This is a genomic window from Polaribacter sp. YIW18, assembly GCF_057219325.1.
In genome coordinates this window covers 136037-154504 of the sequence record NZ_JBXVVE010000004.1, presented here as the reverse complement: position 1 = coordinate 154504, position 18468 = coordinate 136037, and the positions used below count along the sequence as shown (strand labels likewise).

Below are 18468 nucleotides of genomic sequence, written 5' to 3'. Positions count from 1 at the left end.
AAAAACGTTTACTACTTTTAGGTTTGAAGTACTTGTAAAAATAGGGTTTCACAACAAAAAATAAAATAACAAAAACAATTAGTTATCAACAGGATTTCAACGAGAAAAAACCCGTTTGTTAATTTACATATTACCTAAAATATGTAGTGTATTACTTTTACAAAATTCACAATAAAAAACAATATGTTATATTTTTAAACAAATGATTTAGAACTAAACATTTTAACTACTTTTGACAAAAATAAACAAAAAATATCGTGGAAAACTCGCAACTTTTAGAATTAGCAAATAAATACGGAAGTCCCTTATATGTTTACGATACAGATAAAATTGAATCGCAATACAATAGGTTAACAAACGCTTTTAGTGATGTTAAAAATTTAAAATTAAATTATGCCGTTAAAGCATTATCAAACATAAATATTTTAAAATTCTTTAAAAATTTAGGTGCTGGTTTAGATACAGTTTCTCATCAAGAGGTGCAATTGGGCTTAACTACAGGTATAGATCCAAAAAATATTATTTATACACCCAATGGAGTTTCTTTACAAGAAATTGAAGAAGTTGCAAAATTAGGCGTTCAAATTAATATTGATAATTTATCTATCTTAGAATTATTTGGTCAAAAACACCCAGAAATTCCTGTTTGTGTGCGTATCAATCCACACATTATGGCTGGTGGAAATTCTAAAATTTCTGTGGGTCATATCGATTCTAAATTTGGGATTTCTATTCATCAAGTTCCACATATTAAACGTGTGGTAGAAAATACGGGTATGAATATTAACGGAATTCACATGCACACAGGATCTGATATTTTAGATATTGATACTTTTTTACGTGCATCAGAAATTTTATTTGATGTGGCTAAACAATTTAAAAATATCGATTTTATCGATTTTGGAAGCGGTTTTAAAGTGCCTTATAAAGAAGGAGATATTTCTACAGATATAGAACAATTAGGCGTACAATTATCAGAACGTTTTAACGAGTTTTGTAAAGAATATGGCAAAGACATTACATTAATGTTTGAACCTGGAAAATTTTTAGTGTCTGAAGCTGGTGTATTTTTAGCAAAAGTAAATGTTGTAAAACAAACCACTTCTACCGTTTTTGCGCATGTAGACTCTGGATTTAATCATTTGGTAAGACCTATGATGTACAATTCTTACCATCATATAACCAATATTTCTAACCCGAAAGGAAGAGATAGATACTACTCTGTTGTGGGGTATATTTGCGAAACGGATACCTTTGGTTCTAACAGAAGGATTGCAGAAATTTCAGAAGAGGATGTCTTGTGTTTCCATAATGCTGGTGCCTATTGTTATTCTATGGCTTCTAATTACAATTCGCGTTATTTACCTGCAGAAGTAATGGTTCATCTAGGAAAAGACTATTTGATTAGAAAAAGACAAACGATTCAAGATATTTTACACAATCAAGAAGTTGTCGAATTTTCTCAGTTAAAAAAAACTAAAAAAGAAGCAGTTACTCTTTAACTTTTTCTAAAAAATAAATTATTTTTACAGACCCCACAGGTTTAGATACTGTAATGAATTCAGTACAAAAACCTGTGGGGTCTAAATTTATGATAATGAAAATTAGGCTTTCTAAAACAGAAGATATTCCAAATATTCTAACAATTATTGATGATGCAAAAGCGTATTTAGCATCACAAAAGATAGATCAATGGCAAAATGGCTATCCAAATGCAGCCCAAGTTGAAAACGATATTAAAAAAGGTGAAAGTTATGTGGTTGTAAATGATGAAAATCAGGTTATGGCAACTTCTATGTTTACCACAAGAAAAGAGCCCACATACAAAAAAATTATAGATGGTAATTGGATTGTAAGTGAAGATGAAAAATATGGCGTAGTTCATAGAATGGCCATCAAAAAAGAATTTAGAAAATATGGTTTGGCTACTTTTATGTTTCATGAATTTCACTTGCAATTATTAGAAAAAAACATAAAAAGTTTAAAGATTGATACACATGAAGAAAATATCGGAATGCAATCTTTAATTAAAAAATTGGGTTACCAATATTGTGGCGTTATTTATACTTCATATAATGCAAAACGTTTTGCTTATGAGAAAGTAATTTCTTAAAAAAATTAATTCTTGTCTTTTCAGCGCAGACGAAAACTAATAAAATTTTTAAAAACTATAATCTTTTTGACTACGCTCAAGGAGACAGTTTAAATTTGATAAATATTTAAAAATAAATGCAACTACTCCAATACGTAATACAACAAACCAACTTAGCAGAAAAATCGGTTTCCAATACACTTTCATTGTTAAATGAAGATGCAACTATTCCCTTTATTTCTAGATATCGAAAGGAAATGACTGGAAATTTAGATGAAGTTCAAATTGGAGAAATTGTAAAAATTAAAGAAACTTTTGAAGCCTTAGAAAAAAGAAAAATTGCCATTTTAAAAGCTTTAGAAGAGCAAAAGGTTTTAACTGCTCAATTAACTCAGAAAGTAAAAAGTGCAAAAGACAGTATTACCTTAGAAGATATTTATTTACCTTATAAAAAAAAGAGAAAAACAAAAGCAGAATCTGCACGTTTACAAGGTTTAGAGCCGTTGGCAAAAATGATTATGAGTCAACGTGTAAATGATTTAGAATATACAGCCTCTAAATATACTTCCAACGAAGTTGATACAATTGAAGATGCTCTAGAAGGCGCACGTTTTATAATTGCAGAATGGATTAACGAACGTACAGATATTAGAAATAATATTCGTTATCAACTAGAACGCTTCGGTACTATTTCATCTAAAGTAATAAAAAAGGAAATAGATAATGAAAAAGCACAAAAATTTAAAGATTATTTTGATTGGGGTGAATCTTTAAACCGGATTCCGTCGCACAGATTATTAGCCATTTTAAGAGCCGAAAAAGAGGGGTTTATTCGTATAAAAATAGAAATTGATACAGAAAGAACGCTTCAAAAAATGGAAAGTAGAATTATTCGTACAAACAACGAATGTACTACTCAAATTCAATGGGCAATTCAAGATGCTTTTAAACGTTTGTTATTTCCCTCTTTATCCAATGAAGCTTTATCAATTGCCAAAGAAAAAGCTGATCAAAGTGCCATAGCCGTTTTTGCGAAAAACTTACAACAATTATTGTTAGGGGCTCCTTTAGGAGAAAAACGAGTGTTGGCAATAGATCCTGGTTTTAGATCTGGCTGTAAAATTGTTTGCTTAAATGAACAAGGAGAATTAAAACATAATGAAACCGTGTTTCCACATGCACCTCAAAACCAATCTTTAGATGCGATTAAAAAAATTAGTTCTTTAGCAGAAGCCCATAAAATTGAAGCTATTGCTATTGGAAATGGAACAGCCTCTAGAGAAACAGAACAATTGATTAAAAAAATTCAGTTTAAAAATGCAATTGATGTATTTGTGGTGAGTGAAGCTGGAGCATCCATATATTCTGCCTCTAAAATTGCTAGAGATGAGTTTCCAAATTACGATGTAACAGTTCGTGGTGCCGTTTCTATTGGTAGACGTTTACAAGATCCTTTAGCAGAACTGGTTAAAATTGATGCAAAATCGATTGGAGTTGGGCAATATCAGCATGATGTAGACCAAACCAAACTAAAAAAATCTTTAGATACGGTTGTAGAAAGTTGCGTAAATATAGTGGGTGTAAACATTAATACTGCAAGCGAATCTTTACTAAGTTATGTTTCTGGAATTGGACCAAAATTAGCCACTAATATTGTAAATTACAGAAATAAAAATGGTTCTTTTTCTTCTAGAAATGAGATTAAAAAAGTACCACGTTTAGGAGGAAAAGCCTTTGAGCAAGCTGCAGGATTTTTAAGAGTTAAAAATGCAAAGAATCCTTTAGATGATTCTGGTGTACATCCTGAAAGTTATTTTTTGGTTGATAAAATTGCGAAAGACTTAAAAACGAATGTGAAAGATATTATTGGGAACAAAGAAATTCTTAAACAAATAAATGTAAATAATTATGTTTCAGAAACTAACGGTTTACCAACTTTAAAATACATTATTAACGAGTTAGAAAAACCAGGTTTAGACCCAAGAGCAAAAGCCAAAGTGTTTTCTTTTGACAAAAATATCAAAACCATTAATGATTTAAGAATTGGACAGCTCTTACCAGGAATCGTTAATAACATTACTAATTTCGGCTGTTTTGTAGATATTGGTATTAAAGAAAGTGGCTTAATTCACGTTTCTAATTTATCAGATTCGTTTGTAAAAGATGTAAATACTATTGTAAGTTTACAACAACAAATTGTGGTAAAAGTTTTAGAGGTAGATGTGTTTAGAAAACGAATTCAATTAGAATTGGTAAAGTAAAATTGAATCAAAAAAAATACATGTAAAAGAAAAATGGAAAGTTTATCTTTAAGATATCTTTTACTACCTTTTAGTTTTGGTTCAGATTTACTTCATGTTAAAGATTATAATGACACTGAACTTGAACGTTTTATAAAGTACGGTTACATCAAGAAATTTGAAGACGCAATTATTGCTAAAAAATTAGGAATCATTTTTTATTTATTAATACCGTTAATTTTATTACTTTCGAGTCTTTAATTATCTAAAATATTGAAAGTCTGTATCGCCGAAAAACCAAGTGTAGCAAGAGAGATTGCTAATATTCTAGGAGCCAACACAAAACGTGATGGTTTTTACGAAGGTAATGGCTATGCTGTAACCTATACCTTTGGGCATTTATGTACTCTTTTAGAGCCTAAAGATTACAAACCTCATTGGAAAAGTTGGGATTTGAATAATTTACCCATGTTACCAGAACGTTTTGACACCAAAGTTACAGGCGATTCTGGAATTAAAAAACAATTTGATATTGTAAAAGGATTATTTGAAAAAGCAGATGTAATTATTAATTGTGGGGATGCTGGAACAGAAGGAGAACTCATTCAACGTTGGGTAATCAATCAATGTAATTATAAAGGAAAAGTACAACGTTTATGGATTTCATCATTAACAGAAGAAGCCATTAAAGACGGATTTAACAACTTAAAACCTGCAGAAAATTACGATAATTTATATTATGCTGGCTATTCTAGAGCTATTGGAGATTGGTTATTGGGCTTAAATGCAACACGTTTATATACTGTTAAATTTGGTGGTTACAAACAAGTTTTGTCTGTAGGTAGAGTGCAAACTCCTACCCTAGCTATGTTGGTAAATCGTTATTTCGAAATTCAAAATTTTAAACCACAACCTTATTGGGAGCTACAAACAACTTATAGAAACACCCTTTTTAATTATGAAGACGGTCGTTTTTTAAAACAAGAAGACGGACAAGTTTTAGCTGATAAAGTTGCGCAATCTGAATTTGAAATTGTTTCTGTAAAAAAGAAAAAAGGAAAAGAATACGCACCTAAACTATTCGATTTAACAGGTTTACAAGTATATTGTAACAATAAGTTTGGTTTTTCTGCAGATGAAACCTTAAAAATAGTCCAGAAGTTATATGAAATGAAAGTTGTAACCTACCCGAGAGTAGATACCACTTTTTTACCTAATGATGTGTATCCGAAAGTACATGGAATTTTATCGAAATTAACCAATTATAGTAAGCTTACACAAGCTCTTTTAGGACAGAAAATAAAAAAGTCTAAACGTGTTTTTGATGATAAAAAAGTAACAGATCACCATGCCATTATTCCTACGGGAATTCAAGGGAATTTGCAATATAATCAACAACAAGTTTACGATATTATTACCAAACGTTTTATTGCTGTTTTTTATCCAGATTCAGATGTTTCTAACACTTCTGTTTTAGGCAAAGCTGCAGAAGTTCCTTTTAAAACTACAGGTAAAGAAATTTTAACTAAAGGCTGGAGAATCGTTTTTGAAACTGAAGAAAGCAAGGCGAAAAAAGAGCTAAATATACAAACTACCTTACCTAGTTTTACCAAAGGTGAAAAAGGCACTCATGAACCTTCTTTTTTAGAAAAAGAAACCAAGCCACCAAGAAACTTTACAGAAGCAAGTTTGTTAAGAGCTATGGAAACTGCTGGTAAACAAGTAGATGATGATGAAATGCGTGAGCTGATGAAAGAAAATGGAATCGGAAGACCATCAACAAGAGCAAGTATTATTGAAACTTTATTTAGAAGAAAATATATAGAACGTAAGAAAAAACTGGTTTTACCTACACAAACAGGAATCGATCTGATAAATATTATTGATAATGAATTACTAAAATCTGCTGAATTAACTGGGCGTTGGGAAAAACGTCTTAAAGAAATTGAACGTGGAGATTTTAATGCAGGAACGTTTATCAATAACATGAAAAAAATGGTTGATGAACTGGTTTATGAAGTACGTTCTAACACGACTAAAAAACGAATTTCCTCTAATAGTGTCAGTCAAAGTACCCAAGAGAAATCTCCACAAAGTGGAAAAAACAAAAAAACAAAAAAACAAGTAGTAGGTAAAACTTGTCCAAAATGCAAAAAAGGGCAGTTGTTAAAAGGCTCTACAGCTTATGGTTGCTCTGAATATAAAAACAATTGCGATTTAAAAATTCCGTTTCAATTTTACGATAAAAAAATTTCTGAAAACCAGATTATTAGATTAATAGACAAAGGTTGTACTAACAATTTAAAAGGGTTTTCTGTAAATGATACTAAGGCAGAAGGTTTACTTCGTTTTGATGATGATTTTAATGTAAAGTTTGAACCTAAAAAAACTCTCACTCCTGATGCAGACAAATCGCTGCAAAGTAAAATAACTTGTCCAAAATGTAAAAAAGGAACCATTCTAAAAGGAAAAACAGCTTATGGATGTTCAGATTATAAAAAAGAATGCGATTTTGTTTTTACCTTTGAAAATATCAAAAAAATTGCCAACGGAAAACCACTAACCAAAGCGTTGGTTTTAGAAATTATTTCTAAATAAAATACCTCTTTTTTTAAATAAAAATGTTTTTCTATAAATACATTTCAATTCCTACTTCAATCAATAAGTTTTGCTAATTTTGCAATCCACTAAATACAGAAAATGCCACGTAGAGAACGAAATAAATTTGTAAAAAGAAATCAAGTTTTAGAACTTACCATAGAAGATTATGCTTTTGGAGGAAAAGGTATTGCCAGAATACACTCTGAAGAAGGCAGTTTTGTCATTTTTGTACCCAATACTTTACCGGGTCAATTGGTAAAGGCACAAATAAAAAAATCTAGCAAAAAATACGCAGAAGCTAAGTTAATTGATGTTTTAGAACCTTCTAAAGATGAAGTTAAAGTTCCTTATCAAGATATTCCTGGGGCACCTTACATTCAATTACCTATCAATTTACAACATCAATACAAAAAAGAAAGCACACTTTCTCTTTTTAAAAAAATTGGTAAAGTTACTAATATAGAAGATCTTTTTGATGAGTTTGTAACCTCGCCAAACGTATTTCATTACAGAAATAAAATGGAATATGGTTTTTCTGCTATTGGTTACGACAGAATTGAAAAAACAGATAAAGACGAGTTTACACTAGGTTTTAAAAGACGTGGTGTTTGGTGGATGGGAGATAATTTAGAAAAAGATTCTGGCTTGTTTGACAAGCAGTTAGAAGACAATCTTAAAAACATTCGTAAGTATTGTAAAGAAACAGGTTTACAACCTTGGCATGGACCAAAAAGAGAAGGTTTTTTTAGATATTTTGTGGTTAGAAAATCTTTTAAAACAGACGAGTTGTTATGTAATTTAGTAACAACTTCTGATGATTTAGATAAATTCGATTTAAACAAATTTGCGGCGTTTCTAAAAGATATTTTAGGAGATCGTTTAGCAGGTTTATTACATACTATTAACGATGAAACTGGAGACAGAACCATTGCTACTTCGGGTAGTTTAGAGTTGGTGTATGGTAAAGATAAAATTGTAGAAGAATTGTTGGGTTTAAACTTTGAAATTAGCATGAAAAGCTTTTTTCAAACCAACCCAAAATGTGCAGAAAGATTATATTCTAAAGTAGTGGAATATGTTTTAGAGGATAAAACCAAAGTAGACAATACTGTGGTTATGGATTTATTTTGTGGCACAGGAACCATTGGTCAAATTGTAGCTTCTAAAAGCGATAATGCAAAAATTGTGGGTGTAGATATTGTAGCATCAGCCATAGCAGATGCAAAAAAGAACGCTAAAAGAAATAATATAGAAGGCTTAAAGTTTTTTGCAGCAGATGTTGGTAAATTTTTAATAGCACATCCAGAATATCAAAATAAAATAAAAACAATCATATTAGATCCTGCAAGAGCTGGTATTGCACCAAAAACACTGCAAAAAATTATCAACTTAAATGCAGACAGAATGGTATATGTTTCTTGTAACCCAGCCACACAAGCAAGAGATACAGAATTGTTAGCAGCAGCTGGTTATCAAATGAAAAAAATAAGTTTGGTAGATCAATTTCCGCACACAAGCCATATAGAAACTGTGGTTTTGTTTGAGAAGTAAATAGACTTTATTTAACAATTTATCCATATTTGCTAAATATAGATAATATTTATACTTTTATGCTATCAAAATAAATAATTATGAATATTAGTTTTACAAAACAACAGGAGGAATATATTACTACTCAAGTTGAATCTGGCGAGTATCAAAATAATAGTGAAGTAATTAGAGATGCTTTAAGATTGCATACCATATATAGAAATAAAATTATAAAAGATTTAAGAGCAGAAATAGAAAAAGGACTAGAAAGTGGAATAAGTAAGCGTTCTGTAAAAGATATTTTAGAATCGAAACAAGAATAGTAAAATGGTTATTCTTAAAAATTATGAATTAACCAAAGAAGCAGATGCAGATTTAGAAGATATTTTTGATTATACAGAAAAAAGTCATAGCCGAAATCAAGCAATTGTATATCTATCAAACATTGAAGATTTATTTTTTCAATTATGTAACCAACCAAACTTAGGTAGAACAAGAAAAGAAATTAAAGAGGGTATATTTAGTATCGCTTTTCAAAAACACATTATTTTTTATAAAATAATTGAAAACAAACTATTAATTATTAGAGTTTTACATGAAAGCAGAGATATGCCCAAACATTTAAAATAATATATAAAACGCAGAAAATGAAAAAACTAACAAATCTAGAAATAGAAAAAAGAATAGAAAAATTACAAGAATGGGATTTTTATGATGATGCCATTCATACCGATTTTGAGTTTGATAATTTTAAAGACTGTATGTCTGCAATGAACAGAATTGCTTTTGAATGTGAGGCTTTAAATCATCACCCAGAATGGACAAACGTTTACAACACTTTAGACATTACATTAACCACACATGATGCTGATGGAGTTACAGAACTGGATTTTAAATTAGCAGAAGCCATCAATAAAATTGTAGAAGTTGAAGAGGAATAATCTTCTAGAAAAAATTCTAATACCTATATTTGACTCGTGAAACAAACAATTCTAATTTTACTAGTATCTGTAGCACTTTTTTCCGCTTGCGAAAAAGATGATTTTTGTACTCAAAACCCTGTTACACCAAGATTAATTATTCGTTTTTATGACGATACCAATAGAGAAACAACAAAAAGAGTGCAAAACTTAGTAATTAATTCAGAAGCAAATAGCGATACAATTGCTAGATATAATGGTGTTAGTACAGACAGCATTGTAATCCCTCTGAACCCAAATGCTTTAGAAACTGTATATAATTTTTCTAAAGATGGTGTTGTAAATCAGTTTTCTATTAATTATGATATTCAAGAAGAATATGTTTCACGCTCTTGTGGTTACAAAATTGTGTATAAAAATTTAGAATTTTCATCACCAACAAATACTTGGTTTACAGATTTTACGCCCAAAACTTTACTTAATTTAAACGATCAAACCACAGCACATGTACAAGTATTTCATTAGCCTTTTTATGGTATTTGTTTTTGCTGAAAATTATGCGCAAGAGCAACCTAAAGATAGTCTTGTTACCAAAGAAAAAGATACCCTAATTTACAAAACCAATGCTGGTATTCGTTTAGGTGTAGACATTAGCAAACCTATCAAAGCTTCGCTTGATGGTGTTTATACTGGTTTTGAAATTGTTGGTGATTACAGAATTAAAAAGAATTTATACATTGCTGCAGAATTAGGTTACGAAGAAGAAACATCATCAGAATTTATGGTTTCTAACTCTACAGCAAAAGGAAACTATATCCGTTTGGGCATTAACTACAATGCCTACAAAAATTGGTTAGATATGAACAACGAAGTTTTTGTAGGATATAGATATGGTTTTGCCTTATTTGATCAAACTTTAAACAGTTATACACCCAATGTTTCAGATGCAGATAATGGCAATTATTTTCTTGCAGAGCCAGTAACAAATCCAGTAACAGCAAAAAATTTAAATGCACATTGGTCTGAATTTATGGTAGGCATAAAAGCAGAAACACTAAAAAATTTATTTGTAAGCTTTAGCCTTTCTTATAAGATTTTAATGAGTGTTAAAGAACCCGAAAACTTTAAAACCTTATACGCACCTGGTTTCAATAGAATTTTTGAAAGCAATACAGGTTTTGGCTTTAATTATACTGTAAGTTACCTAATTCCATTTACAAAAAAATAAACTACCATTATAATTCCTCTTTTTTTAGTAACTTTAACGTAGGTTTCTACCTTAAAAATATCATAATGAATAAAATACCAAGTGTAAATCTAGCAGACTTTTTGTCTGACGATGCAACAAGAAAACAAAAATTTATAAACGAAATTGGTCACGCCTATGAAAACATTGGTTTTGTAGCTTTAAAAGGTCATTTCTTAGACGATACATTAGTAAAAGATTTATATGCAGAAATCAAAAACTTTTTTGACTTACCCCTAGCAACAAAAGAAAAATACGAAATACCTGGTATTGGAGGACAAAGAGGATATGTTTCTTTTGGAAAAGAATCTGCAAAAGGTAAAAAAGAAGCAGATTTAAAAGAGTTTTGGCATTTTGGTCAATATGTAAAAGACGATCCTAAAAGAGCTGCAGAATACCCAGAAAATGTAATTGTAGAAGAACTCCCAAAATTTAATGAGGTTGGTAAAAAAACCTATAAAATGTTAGAAAAAACAGCAAAATATGTGCTGCGATCTTTAGCATTGCATTTAGGTTTAGAAGAAACATATTTTGATAAACACATCAAAAACGGAAACAGTATTTTAAGACCTATTCATTATCCACCTATAAAGACAGAACCAAAAGGCGCAGAAAGAGCTGCAGCCCATGGAGACATTAACTTAATTACGCTATTAATGGGCGCTCAAGGTAAAGGTTTGCAAGTGCAAAACCACAAAGGCGATTGGATAGATGCTATGGCAGAACCAGATGAATTGATGATTAATGTTGGAGATATGTTATCACGACATAGTAATAACAAACTAAAGTCTACCATCCATAGAGTGGTAAATCCTCCTAAAGAAATGTGGGGTACCTCAAGATATTCCATTCCGTTTTTTATGCATCCAGTAAGTGAAATGAAATTAGATGTATTAGAAAACTGTGTAGATACAGAAAACCCAAAACAGTTTGAAGATATTACTGCAGGTAAATTTTTAGACCAACGTTTAAAAGAATTAGGATTGAAGAAATAGTTGGCGGTTTTTGGTTTTTACAAAACAAAAACTATAAACCAAAACTACAACCAAACACTAACAAATGGATTTAAAAGATCAATTAAAAAACCTATTTCCAGAACATAAGGAAACACCTGAACCAACCATAGAAAAATCGAATATTTGGTTACAAGATGAACCTATAATTTGTAAATACGAAAAGCGAAAAGGAAAACCAATTACCATTTTAGAGGGGTATACTGGTGCAACAGCAGACTTTAAAATTTTGGCAAAAGAAATTAAAACCAAACTCTCTGTAGGAGGTAGTTTTAAAGATGATAAAATTATCATTCAGGGAGATTTTAGAGATAAAATTATGAATATGTTAAAGGATAAAGGTTTTAAAGTAAAACGTGTTGGAGGTTAACAACATAAAAATCAACACAATTAAAAGTAATTAAATTTATTGTCAATTTATTATGGGCGCTTTAATTTTACACATAACAAATGGAGACAGTACCACAAACTATCTAAAAAAACTTAAATTTACTGGAGATTTTATCACTTGGAGAGAAATGCTAAGCGAAGGCAAAACCACTACAAATGTTGGTAGTGATGTTTTTTGGAAAATGAGGTATAGCTTTTTTAAAAACACTTACAAAGTTAGTAAACAAAAATTTATAGACTATACCATAAAAGAATACAGAAGGCTTTGTAACAAAAAAGAAACCAAAGAAATTGTACTTTGGTTTGAGTACGATTTGTTTTGTCAAATTAATATGTTAGCGGTTATTAGTTGGTTAAAACAATACAGAAAAGACTATCCTATTTCTTTGGTCTGTAGCGGAAAAGTAAAAAAGTCAACAAAATTAAAAGGTTTATGTGAGCTTTCTGAATCTGAAATACATCAGCATTATAAAAAAAGAATTAATTTATCTCAAAATGATATTGATTACGCAGATTACATTTGGCAACTATATTGTTCGGTCAGTCCTCTAAGGCTAGAAACTATTACAAATATTAAAACAACAAATACATTTGTAAATTTAGAAAATGCTTTAAAAACACATTTGCAAAGGTTTCCTTCTGTAGAAAATGGATTGAATAATGTAGAAAACTTTGTACTACAAACTGCTACAAAAAACAAATTAACAACTAAAAACAAACTATTGGGTAGTTTACTTAAAGAGCAAGAATTATTTGGCTTTGGAGACTTACAATACCAAAAAACCATAACGCAACTAAACCCATTATTTGCATCTTATAACCCTGTAAAATTAACCAAAACAGGCAAAAAAGTTTTAGAAAACGAAACCAGTTTTTATAGGCAATTACGAAACGAAAATTCTTATCTTGGAGGAGCTAAAAAATTTAGTTTTTTATTTAGTAAAAACAATCAAAAACTATTACAAATCACCTCTTAAAAATGCAAATAAAACAATCTGAACTTATTTTAAATGCAGATGGTAGCGTTTATCATTTGAATTTAAAACCAGAAAACATTGCTAAAGATATTATTTTTGTTGGCGATCAAGATCGCGTAGATAAAATAACAAAATATTTTGATGCTATTGAGTTTACAACACAAAAAAGAGAATTTAAAACTACCACAGGCACTTATAAAAACAAGCGCTTTTCTGTAATATCTACTGGTATTGGACCAGATAATATTGATATTGTAATGAATGAGTTAGATGCGCTTGTAAATATTGATTTAACTACAAGAAAACCTAAAGAAAATTTAAGCCAGTTAAATATTGTTAGAATTGGTACTTCTGGATCTTTACAGGTAGATATTCCTGTAGATAGTTTTTTAATAAGCTCTTTTGGTTTAGATTTAAATGGCCTGTTGCATTCATATCAAATAGAAAGTATTTGTAATACAGATATAGAAAATGCCTTCGTAAAACATACCAACTGGAGTACTAAAAAAGCAGCTCCCATTATTATAAAAAATAGTAAAATATTAGAAAAAAAATTAAGCTCAGATAATACTTTTACAGGGATAACAGCTACTGCTGGTGGTTTTTACGGCCCTCAAGGCAGAGTTTTAAGACTTGCTTTACAAGACGATAACTTAAACCATAAAATTGATTCTTTTCAATTCAATTCACATAGAATTACCAATTTAGAAATGGAAACTTCTGCCATTTACGGTTTGTCTAAATTGTTAGGTCATAATTCTTGTTCAATAAACGCCATTATTGCTAACAGAGCAAATGGTACTTTTAGCAAAAAACCTGGAAAAGTTGTAGAAGATTTAATTATTTACAGCTTAAATAAATTAACTGAGTAAAAGACAATCCTCAAAGTAGATAGGAGTAGCAGAAGACTTTAATTATTCTTGATATTTAAAAGAAAAAAACAATACAATAAAAAAACATGAAACTTTGCTAGAAAGATTATCCAAATGATATGATACAAATGTGTAAAGCTTTTCGTGCGAAAGAAGTAGCTATTAGCATTGTTTTAACTTAAGAAATCATTAAAGATATGAGTGCTGGCAATCCATCAAAAATTATACAAATCTTTGAAAAAAACCCTTGAATTTGGCGAGCGTTCATGAATATTTGAAATCATCATATAAAAATATCGGTAAGATTTTAGCAAAAAGATACGAACAGCAACTAGAAGATATTCAAAAATGGCTAAAAATAAACGAGTAGAATGATGGCAAACCCATCAAAAAAAAAGTTACCCGAATTCAAAATAAAATGATTTGTTTGATCGCTATAGGAGGCAATAAAAATTCAGGTGAGTTCATAAAAAATATGTATATTTAGACTTTAAAAAAATTTAAAAAATGAAAAAAATAGTTTTTATTGCAATTTGCATTATAGGTTTAATTTGTTTTTCTTCTTGTAGAAGCATGTCTAAATCTTGTGGTTTAGCAGATGTTTTACCAACCAATCAAACAACATTAAACCAAGCAGATTTATTCTAATAATCAGTTTGTTTCTTAGTTTTAAATTCAATAAACACGCTTCATATAGTAGTTTTTTTTGAAGATTTTTTACTTCCTCTGCTCCCTTAATTCGTTTATCAAAAGAGTTCAAACAAATAGTTTAATCAATGCTCCATAAATCTATCAACGCATAGCTTACCAAGCTACTAGTTGTTTTTCTAGATCAGTTAATATAGCATTCGCCTTAGAAAAATGTTGGTTGCCAAACCAATAACCTCTATTTGCACTTAAAGGACTTGGATGTCCAGATTCTAAAATATGATGTTTTGTGTTGTCTATTAATTTTGTTTTTTTCTTAGCAAAACCACCCCAAAGTAAAAAAATAACACTTTCTTTTTCTTTAGAAATCTGTTTAATAACTTCGTCCGTAAACCTTTCCCAACCTTGTTTTTGATGGCTTCCAGCTTCATGCTCCCTTACTGTTAAAGTAGCATTTAGCAATAAAACACCTTGTTTTGCCCATTTTTCTAAATTCCCACTTTGTGGATATTCTTTACCTAAATCTGCAGTTATTTCTTTAAAAATATTTATTAAAGATGGTGGATGAGTAATGCCATCTTTTACAGAAAAACACAAGCCATTAGCTTGATTTGGGCCATGATAAGGATCTTGCCCAATAATTACCACCTTTAAATTATCGAATGTACAAAAATCAAAAGCTGCAAAAATGTCTTTCTCTTTTGGGTAACATTGGTAATTTTCATACTCATTTTTTACAAAAGAAGTTAAATCTTTAAAATAAGGCTTCTCAAACTCATTTTGTAAAATATTTTTCCAGCTATCAGCTATTTTTACCTGCATTGTTTGTTATTTTTGTTACTTCAATTTTAAACCCAATAAAGTTTATAAAATTATTTTATTTAATAGATTATCAAAATTACAAATTTGAGGACTAATATTTCAGAGAAAACATTACAAGATTTAGAATTTAAAACTGTTTTACAACATGTTAAAGAACATTGTATTTCTGGTTTGGGTAAAGAAAATGTTGTAGAAATTTTACCTTTTACTAGCAGAAAACAATTGTTTATAGAGTTGCATTTGGTAAATGAATATGTATCTTCTTTTGAAAGCGAAAATAGAATACCCAATCATGGTTTTGATAATATTAAAGAAAGTGTAAAACGCTTAAAAATAGAAAATAGCTTTATAGAAACTGATGCTTTTTTAAAAATAGCAAGCACTTCTTTAACCGTAAACGAGCATATTAAATTTTTTAAAAAATTTAAAGTACAATTTCCAACATTTTATGAGCTTACTCAAAAAATAGAATTCACTACGTATGTAGATGATGAAATTAAAAAAATTATAGACATTTCTGGCGAGGTAAAAAATAATGCCTCATCTACTTTAAAACAAATTCGAAGAGATATTAATAACGTTCGTGGTAAAATTGGTGCAAGTTTTTCTAGTGCGTTATCTAAAGCCATTGCTGCAGGTTATTTAGATGACATTAAAGAAACAATTGTAGATAACCAAAGGGTTTTAGCAGTAGCAGCAATGCATAGAAGAAAAATTGCTGGTAGTTTATTAGGCTCTTCAAAATCGGGTAATATTGTTTACATAGCGCCACAAGCTACTTTATCTTACAGTAGAGAATATCAGAATTTAGTGTACGAAGAAAAGCAAGAAGTAATTAAAATACTTAGAGCTTTGGCGGCTACAATTAGACCTTTTACCGAGTTGTTAGAAGACTATGTTAATTATCTAGTTAAAACAGACACAGTAGGTGCAAAAGCAAAATATGCAAGAGAAATTCATGCTATTTTACCTAAAATAACCAAAGAAAAACGAGTATTTTTTAAAGATGCTGTACATCCCATTTTATGGCGAAAAAACAATCAACAAAATATAAAGACTGTTGCGCAAACATTAGAATTAAATAAAGAACAGCAAATTATTGTTATTTCTGGACCCAATGCTGGTGGTAAATCCATCACCTTAAAAACCATTGGTTTGTTGCAATTAATGTTACAAAGTGGTTTGTTAATTCCGGTTGCAGAACGTAGCCAAACGTATATTTTCGATACTATTCTAACAGATATTGGAGACAATCAATCTATTGAAAATCAATTAAGCACTTATAGCTATCGTTTAAAAAACATGCGTTATTTTTTACGAAAATGTAACGAAAACACCTTATTTTTAATAGACGAATTTGGTACTGGTTCTGACCCAGAATTGGGTGGAGCATTAGCAGAAATTTTCTTAGAAGAGTTTTACAACAAACATGCTTATGGTGTAATTACTACACATTATTCTAACCTAAAAGTACTGGCTAACGAATTGGAAAATGTTACCAATGCCAATATGCAATTTGATGAGCGCTCTTTAGAGCCTTTATACAAACTATTTATTGGGCAAGCAGGTAGTTCTTTTACTTTTGAAGTTGCCCAAAAAAACGGAATTCCTTTTAGCTTAATAAACAAAGCAAAAAAGCGTGTAGAAACCGAAAAAGTTCGTTTAGACAAAACAATTTCTAAACTGCAAAAAGAAAGAAGTCGACTACAAAAAAACTCGGATAATTTAGAAAAACAAAAAACTAAAGGAAAAGAACATTTAGACAGTTTACAAGAAAAAGAGGCTAAAATACAGGCAAAACTAGCAGGTTTTCAAGAATTGTATGACAATAATCAAAAAATGCTTTCTTTAGGTAGAAAGATAAATGAGCTATTAAACAAGTACTTTCAAACCAATAATAAAAAAGAGCTAAACACTAATTTTAATAAATGGGTTGCAGACGAAAAAGTAAAGCATGCTAAGAAGACCCCTGTAAAACCAAAAACAAAATCGCAAAAGCAAAAAGCAAAAATTGTTGAAAAACAAATGCAGCAAGTAATTAAAAAAGTAGAAAAAGAGGTTTTAGAAAAAGTTGTAGAGGTTAGAAAAGAAAAGAAAAAAGAAGCTGTAAAAAAAGCAGAACAAAAAGCAGCTTACGTTTTTAAGTTAAATGACAGCGTTAGAATTATAGATTCAAATTCTGTTGGTACAATAGACAAAATAGACAAAAAAAATATTACCATAAATTATGGTGTTTTTACAACAAAAACATCTGTAAATAAAATAGAATTGGTAGAAAAAGCCAAATAAACAGCAAAAAAAAGAAGCACTTAATGTGCTTCTTTTTTTAATAATTGTGGAAACTTCTTTTTAAATTTATTCAACCTTGGTATAGAAACTGCCCTAACATAACTTTGATTTGGGTTTCTTTTTTCAAAATCTTGATGATATGCTTCTGCCTTGTAAAACTTATCTAGTTTCTTAACCTCTGTAACAATTTTACCATTATAAACTTCTTTATTAAGTTTTGCAATTTGCGTTTCGATGGTCTTTTTTTCGTTGGCATTTTGATAAAACGCTATAGATCTATACTGCGTTCCATAATCTGGATGTTGCCCATTGACAGTTGTCGGGTTATGAGAACCAAAAAACACAGTAACCAAAGTATTAAAACTTACTTTTTTGGGGTTATAATACACCGCAACACTTTCTGCATGTCCTGTTTTTCCTGTTCCAATTTTTTCATATGTTGGGTTTAAGGTATTACCACCTGCATAACCAGAAATAGCCTCTTCTACTCCTTCTACACTTTCAAAAATAGCTTCTACACACCAAAAACATCCACTTGCAAAATAAGCAGTTTTATATTCGTCTTGTGGTAAATACATGGCTTGTAAAGGTGTTTTTTCTTTTTTATTAGCAGAACTAAAACATGCAACAACTAAAACTAACAAACTAGTTATTACACTAAATTTTATATATTTCATTTATATTTTTTTATGATTATTAGTAAAAATTGCGCTAAAAACATTGCATCGCGCTTGGCGCAAAATTTTAGAAACGTTTATCTCTAAATAAATAATGTTTTAAACTACAATTTAAATTGCAAATTTACGGCATATTTTACAGTTGTTTACA

At 29.9% G+C, this 18468-nt stretch carries 19 protein-coding genes; 17 read left to right on the top strand and 2 right to left on the bottom strand.

Translation table 11 applies throughout. The features are described from left to right. The first annotated feature begins 257 nt into the window (after positions 1 to 257). From lysA to AC2D6T_RS05980, 16 genes are all read left to right on the top strand, one after another. Positions 258 to 1502: a diaminopimelate decarboxylase gene (gene lysA / locus AC2D6T_RS06055; RefSeq protein ID WP_484680829.1), complete on the top strand. Its 1245-nt coding sequence runs from the start codon at positions 258 to 260 to the stop codon at positions 1500 to 1502. Between the two features lie 53 nt (positions 1503 to 1555). Continuing rightward, the gene (locus tag AC2D6T_RS06050) at positions 1556 to 2113 is read left to right on the top strand and encodes a GNAT family N-acetyltransferase (protein WP_438988287.1); all 558 of its coding nucleotides are present in this window, start codon (positions 1556 to 1558) and stop codon (positions 2111 to 2113) included. A gap of 116 nt (positions 2114 to 2229) precedes the next feature. Further along, positions 2230 to 4353, top strand: coding sequence for a Tex family protein (locus tag AC2D6T_RS06045; RefSeq protein ID WP_484680828.1), 2124 nt, complete (start codon positions 2230 to 2232; stop codon positions 4351 to 4353). A 33-nt stretch (positions 4354 to 4386) separates the two neighbouring features. Next, positions 4387 to 4593, top strand: coding sequence for a hypothetical protein (locus AC2D6T_RS06040; RefSeq protein ID WP_484680827.1), 207 nt, complete (start codon positions 4387 to 4389; stop codon positions 4591 to 4593). 12 nt (positions 4594 to 4605) lie between these two features. Then, positions 4606 to 6930 (top strand): type IA DNA topoisomerase, encoded by a 2325-nt coding sequence (locus AC2D6T_RS06035; protein ID WP_484680826.1) that lies wholly within the window; start codon positions 4606 to 4608, stop codon positions 6928 to 6930. 102 nt (positions 6931 to 7032) lie between these two features. Then, positions 7033 to 8484, top strand: a complete 1452-nt coding sequence (gene rlmD, locus AC2D6T_RS06030; RefSeq protein WP_484680825.1) for a 23S rRNA (uracil(1939)-C(5))-methyltransferase RlmD — start codon at positions 7033 to 7035, stop codon at positions 8482 to 8484. An 80-nt stretch (positions 8485 to 8564) separates the two neighbouring features. Next, positions 8565 to 8786 (top strand): type II toxin-antitoxin system ParD family antitoxin, encoded by a 222-nt coding sequence (locus tag AC2D6T_RS06025; RefSeq protein WP_298946519.1) that lies wholly within the window; start codon positions 8565 to 8567, stop codon positions 8784 to 8786. A gap of 4 nt (positions 8787 to 8790) precedes the next feature. Then, positions 8791 to 9093 carry a type II toxin-antitoxin system RelE/ParE family toxin gene (locus tag AC2D6T_RS06020; RefSeq protein ID WP_298946517.1) on the top strand — a complete coding sequence of 101 codons (303 nt, stop codon included), beginning with the start codon at positions 8791 to 8793 and terminating at the stop codon, positions 9091 to 9093. Positions 9094 to 9110: 17 nt separating this feature from the next. Further along, positions 9111 to 9404, top strand: coding sequence for a 4a-hydroxytetrahydrobiopterin dehydratase (locus AC2D6T_RS06015; protein ID WP_438988281.1), 294 nt, complete (start codon positions 9111 to 9113; stop codon positions 9402 to 9404). 36 nt (positions 9405 to 9440) lie between these two features. Beyond that, on the top strand, positions 9441 to 9908 hold the full coding sequence (locus AC2D6T_RS06010; RefSeq protein WP_438988280.1) for a DUF6452 family protein: 468 nt from the start codon (positions 9441 to 9443) through the stop codon (positions 9906 to 9908). Next, positions 9889 to 10611 carry a DUF6048 family protein gene (locus AC2D6T_RS06005; protein ID WP_484680824.1) on the top strand — a complete coding sequence of 241 codons (723 nt, stop codon included), beginning with the start codon at positions 9889 to 9891 and terminating at the stop codon, positions 10609 to 10611. Before AC2D6T_RS06010 ends, AC2D6T_RS06005 begins: the two co-directional genes overlap by 20 nt. A gap of 65 nt (positions 10612 to 10676) precedes the next feature. Next, positions 10677 to 11624 carry an isopenicillin N synthase family dioxygenase gene (locus tag AC2D6T_RS06000; RefSeq protein WP_484680823.1) on the top strand — a complete coding sequence of 316 codons (948 nt, stop codon included), beginning with the start codon at positions 10677 to 10679 and terminating at the stop codon, positions 11622 to 11624. A 64-nt stretch (positions 11625 to 11688) separates the two neighbouring features. Continuing rightward, positions 11689 to 12012, top strand: coding sequence for a translation initiation factor (locus AC2D6T_RS05995; RefSeq protein WP_298946507.1), 324 nt, complete (start codon positions 11689 to 11691; stop codon positions 12010 to 12012). A 52-nt stretch (positions 12013 to 12064) separates the two neighbouring features. Continuing rightward, complete coding sequence (locus AC2D6T_RS05990) at positions 12065 to 13009, top strand: DUF1835 domain-containing protein (RefSeq protein ID WP_484680822.1); 945 nt, start codon at positions 12065 to 12067, stop codon at positions 13007 to 13009. Positions 13010 to 13011: 2 nt separating this feature from the next. Continuing rightward, entirely contained in the window at positions 13012 to 13881 is an 870-nt protein-coding gene (locus AC2D6T_RS05985; RefSeq protein WP_484680821.1) for a nucleoside phosphorylase, read from the top strand. Positions 13882 to 14388: 507 nt separating this feature from the next. Next, a complete protein-coding gene (locus AC2D6T_RS05980; protein ID WP_484680820.1) occupies positions 14389 to 14529 on the top strand; it encodes a hypothetical protein in 141 nt (46 codons plus the stop codon). A gap of 156 nt (positions 14530 to 14685) precedes the next feature. On the opposite strand, the gene AC2D6T_RS05975 is transcribed toward AC2D6T_RS05980, so the two are convergent. After that, a complete protein-coding gene (locus AC2D6T_RS05975; protein ID WP_484680819.1) occupies positions 14686 to 15351 on the bottom strand; it encodes a uracil-DNA glycosylase in 666 nt (221 codons plus the stop codon). 84 nt (positions 15352 to 15435) lie between these two features. On the opposite strand from AC2D6T_RS05975, the gene AC2D6T_RS05970 reads away from it, so the two are divergent. After that, positions 15436 to 17640: an endonuclease MutS2 gene (locus tag AC2D6T_RS05970; RefSeq protein ID WP_484680818.1), complete on the top strand. Its 2205-nt coding sequence runs from the start codon at positions 15436 to 15438 to the stop codon at positions 17638 to 17640. A 20-nt stretch (positions 17641 to 17660) separates the two neighbouring features. Here AC2D6T_RS05970 and msrA read toward each other — a convergent pair whose 3' ends face one another. Further along, positions 17661 to 18317 carry a peptide-methionine (S)-S-oxide reductase MsrA gene (gene msrA, locus AC2D6T_RS05965; RefSeq protein ID WP_298946497.1) on the bottom strand — a complete coding sequence of 219 codons (657 nt, stop codon included), beginning with the start codon at positions 18315 to 18317 and terminating at the stop codon, positions 17661 to 17663. Positions 18318 to 18468 lie beyond the last annotated feature (151 nt).

What these genes read in the sequence shown, in the direction of transcription:
- AC2D6T_RS06050 (WP_438988287.1), top strand. Translation starts at nt 1,556, where the DNA reads ATGAATTCAGTACAAAAACCTGTGGGGTCTAAATTTATGATAATGAAA.
- AC2D6T_RS06045 (WP_484680828.1), top strand. Translation starts at nt 2,230, where the DNA reads ATGCAACTACTCCAATACGTAATACAACAAACCAACTTAGCAGAAAAA.
- AC2D6T_RS06040 (WP_484680827.1), top strand. Translation starts at nt 4,387, where the DNA reads ATGGAAAGTTTATCTTTAAGATATCTTTTACTACCTTTTAGTTTTGGT.
- rlmD (WP_484680825.1), top strand. Translation starts at nt 7,033, where the DNA reads ATGCCACGTAGAGAACGAAATAAATTTGTAAAAAGAAATCAAGTTTTA.
- AC2D6T_RS06025 (WP_298946519.1), top strand. Translation starts at nt 8,565, where the DNA reads ATGAATATTAGTTTTACAAAACAACAGGAGGAATATATTACTACTCAA.
- AC2D6T_RS06020 (WP_298946517.1), top strand. Translation starts at nt 8,791, where the DNA reads ATGGTTATTCTTAAAAATTATGAATTAACCAAAGAAGCAGATGCAGAT.
- AC2D6T_RS06015 (WP_438988281.1), top strand. Translation starts at nt 9,111, where the DNA reads ATGAAAAAACTAACAAATCTAGAAATAGAAAAAAGAATAGAAAAATTA.
- AC2D6T_RS06005 (WP_484680824.1), top strand. Translation starts at nt 9,889, where the DNA reads ATGTACAAGTATTTCATTAGCCTTTTTATGGTATTTGTTTTTGCTGAA.
- AC2D6T_RS06000 (WP_484680823.1), top strand. Translation starts at nt 10,677, where the DNA reads ATGAATAAAATACCAAGTGTAAATCTAGCAGACTTTTTGTCTGACGAT.
- AC2D6T_RS05995 (WP_298946507.1), top strand. Translation starts at nt 11,689, where the DNA reads ATGGATTTAAAAGATCAATTAAAAAACCTATTTCCAGAACATAAGGAA.
- AC2D6T_RS05990 (WP_484680822.1), top strand. Translation starts at nt 12,065, where the DNA reads ATGGGCGCTTTAATTTTACACATAACAAATGGAGACAGTACCACAAAC.
- AC2D6T_RS05985 (WP_484680821.1), top strand. Translation starts at nt 13,012, where the DNA reads ATGCAAATAAAACAATCTGAACTTATTTTAAATGCAGATGGTAGCGTT.
- AC2D6T_RS05980 (WP_484680820.1), top strand. Translation starts at nt 14,389, where the DNA reads ATGAAAAAAATAGTTTTTATTGCAATTTGCATTATAGGTTTAATTTGT.
- AC2D6T_RS05975 (WP_484680819.1), bottom strand. Translation starts at nt 15,351, where the DNA reads ATGCAGGTAAAAATAGCTGATAGCTGGAAAAATATTTTACAAAATGAG.
- msrA (WP_298946497.1), bottom strand. Translation starts at nt 18,317, where the DNA reads ATGAAATATATAAAATTTAGTGTAATAACTAGTTTGTTAGTTTTAGTT.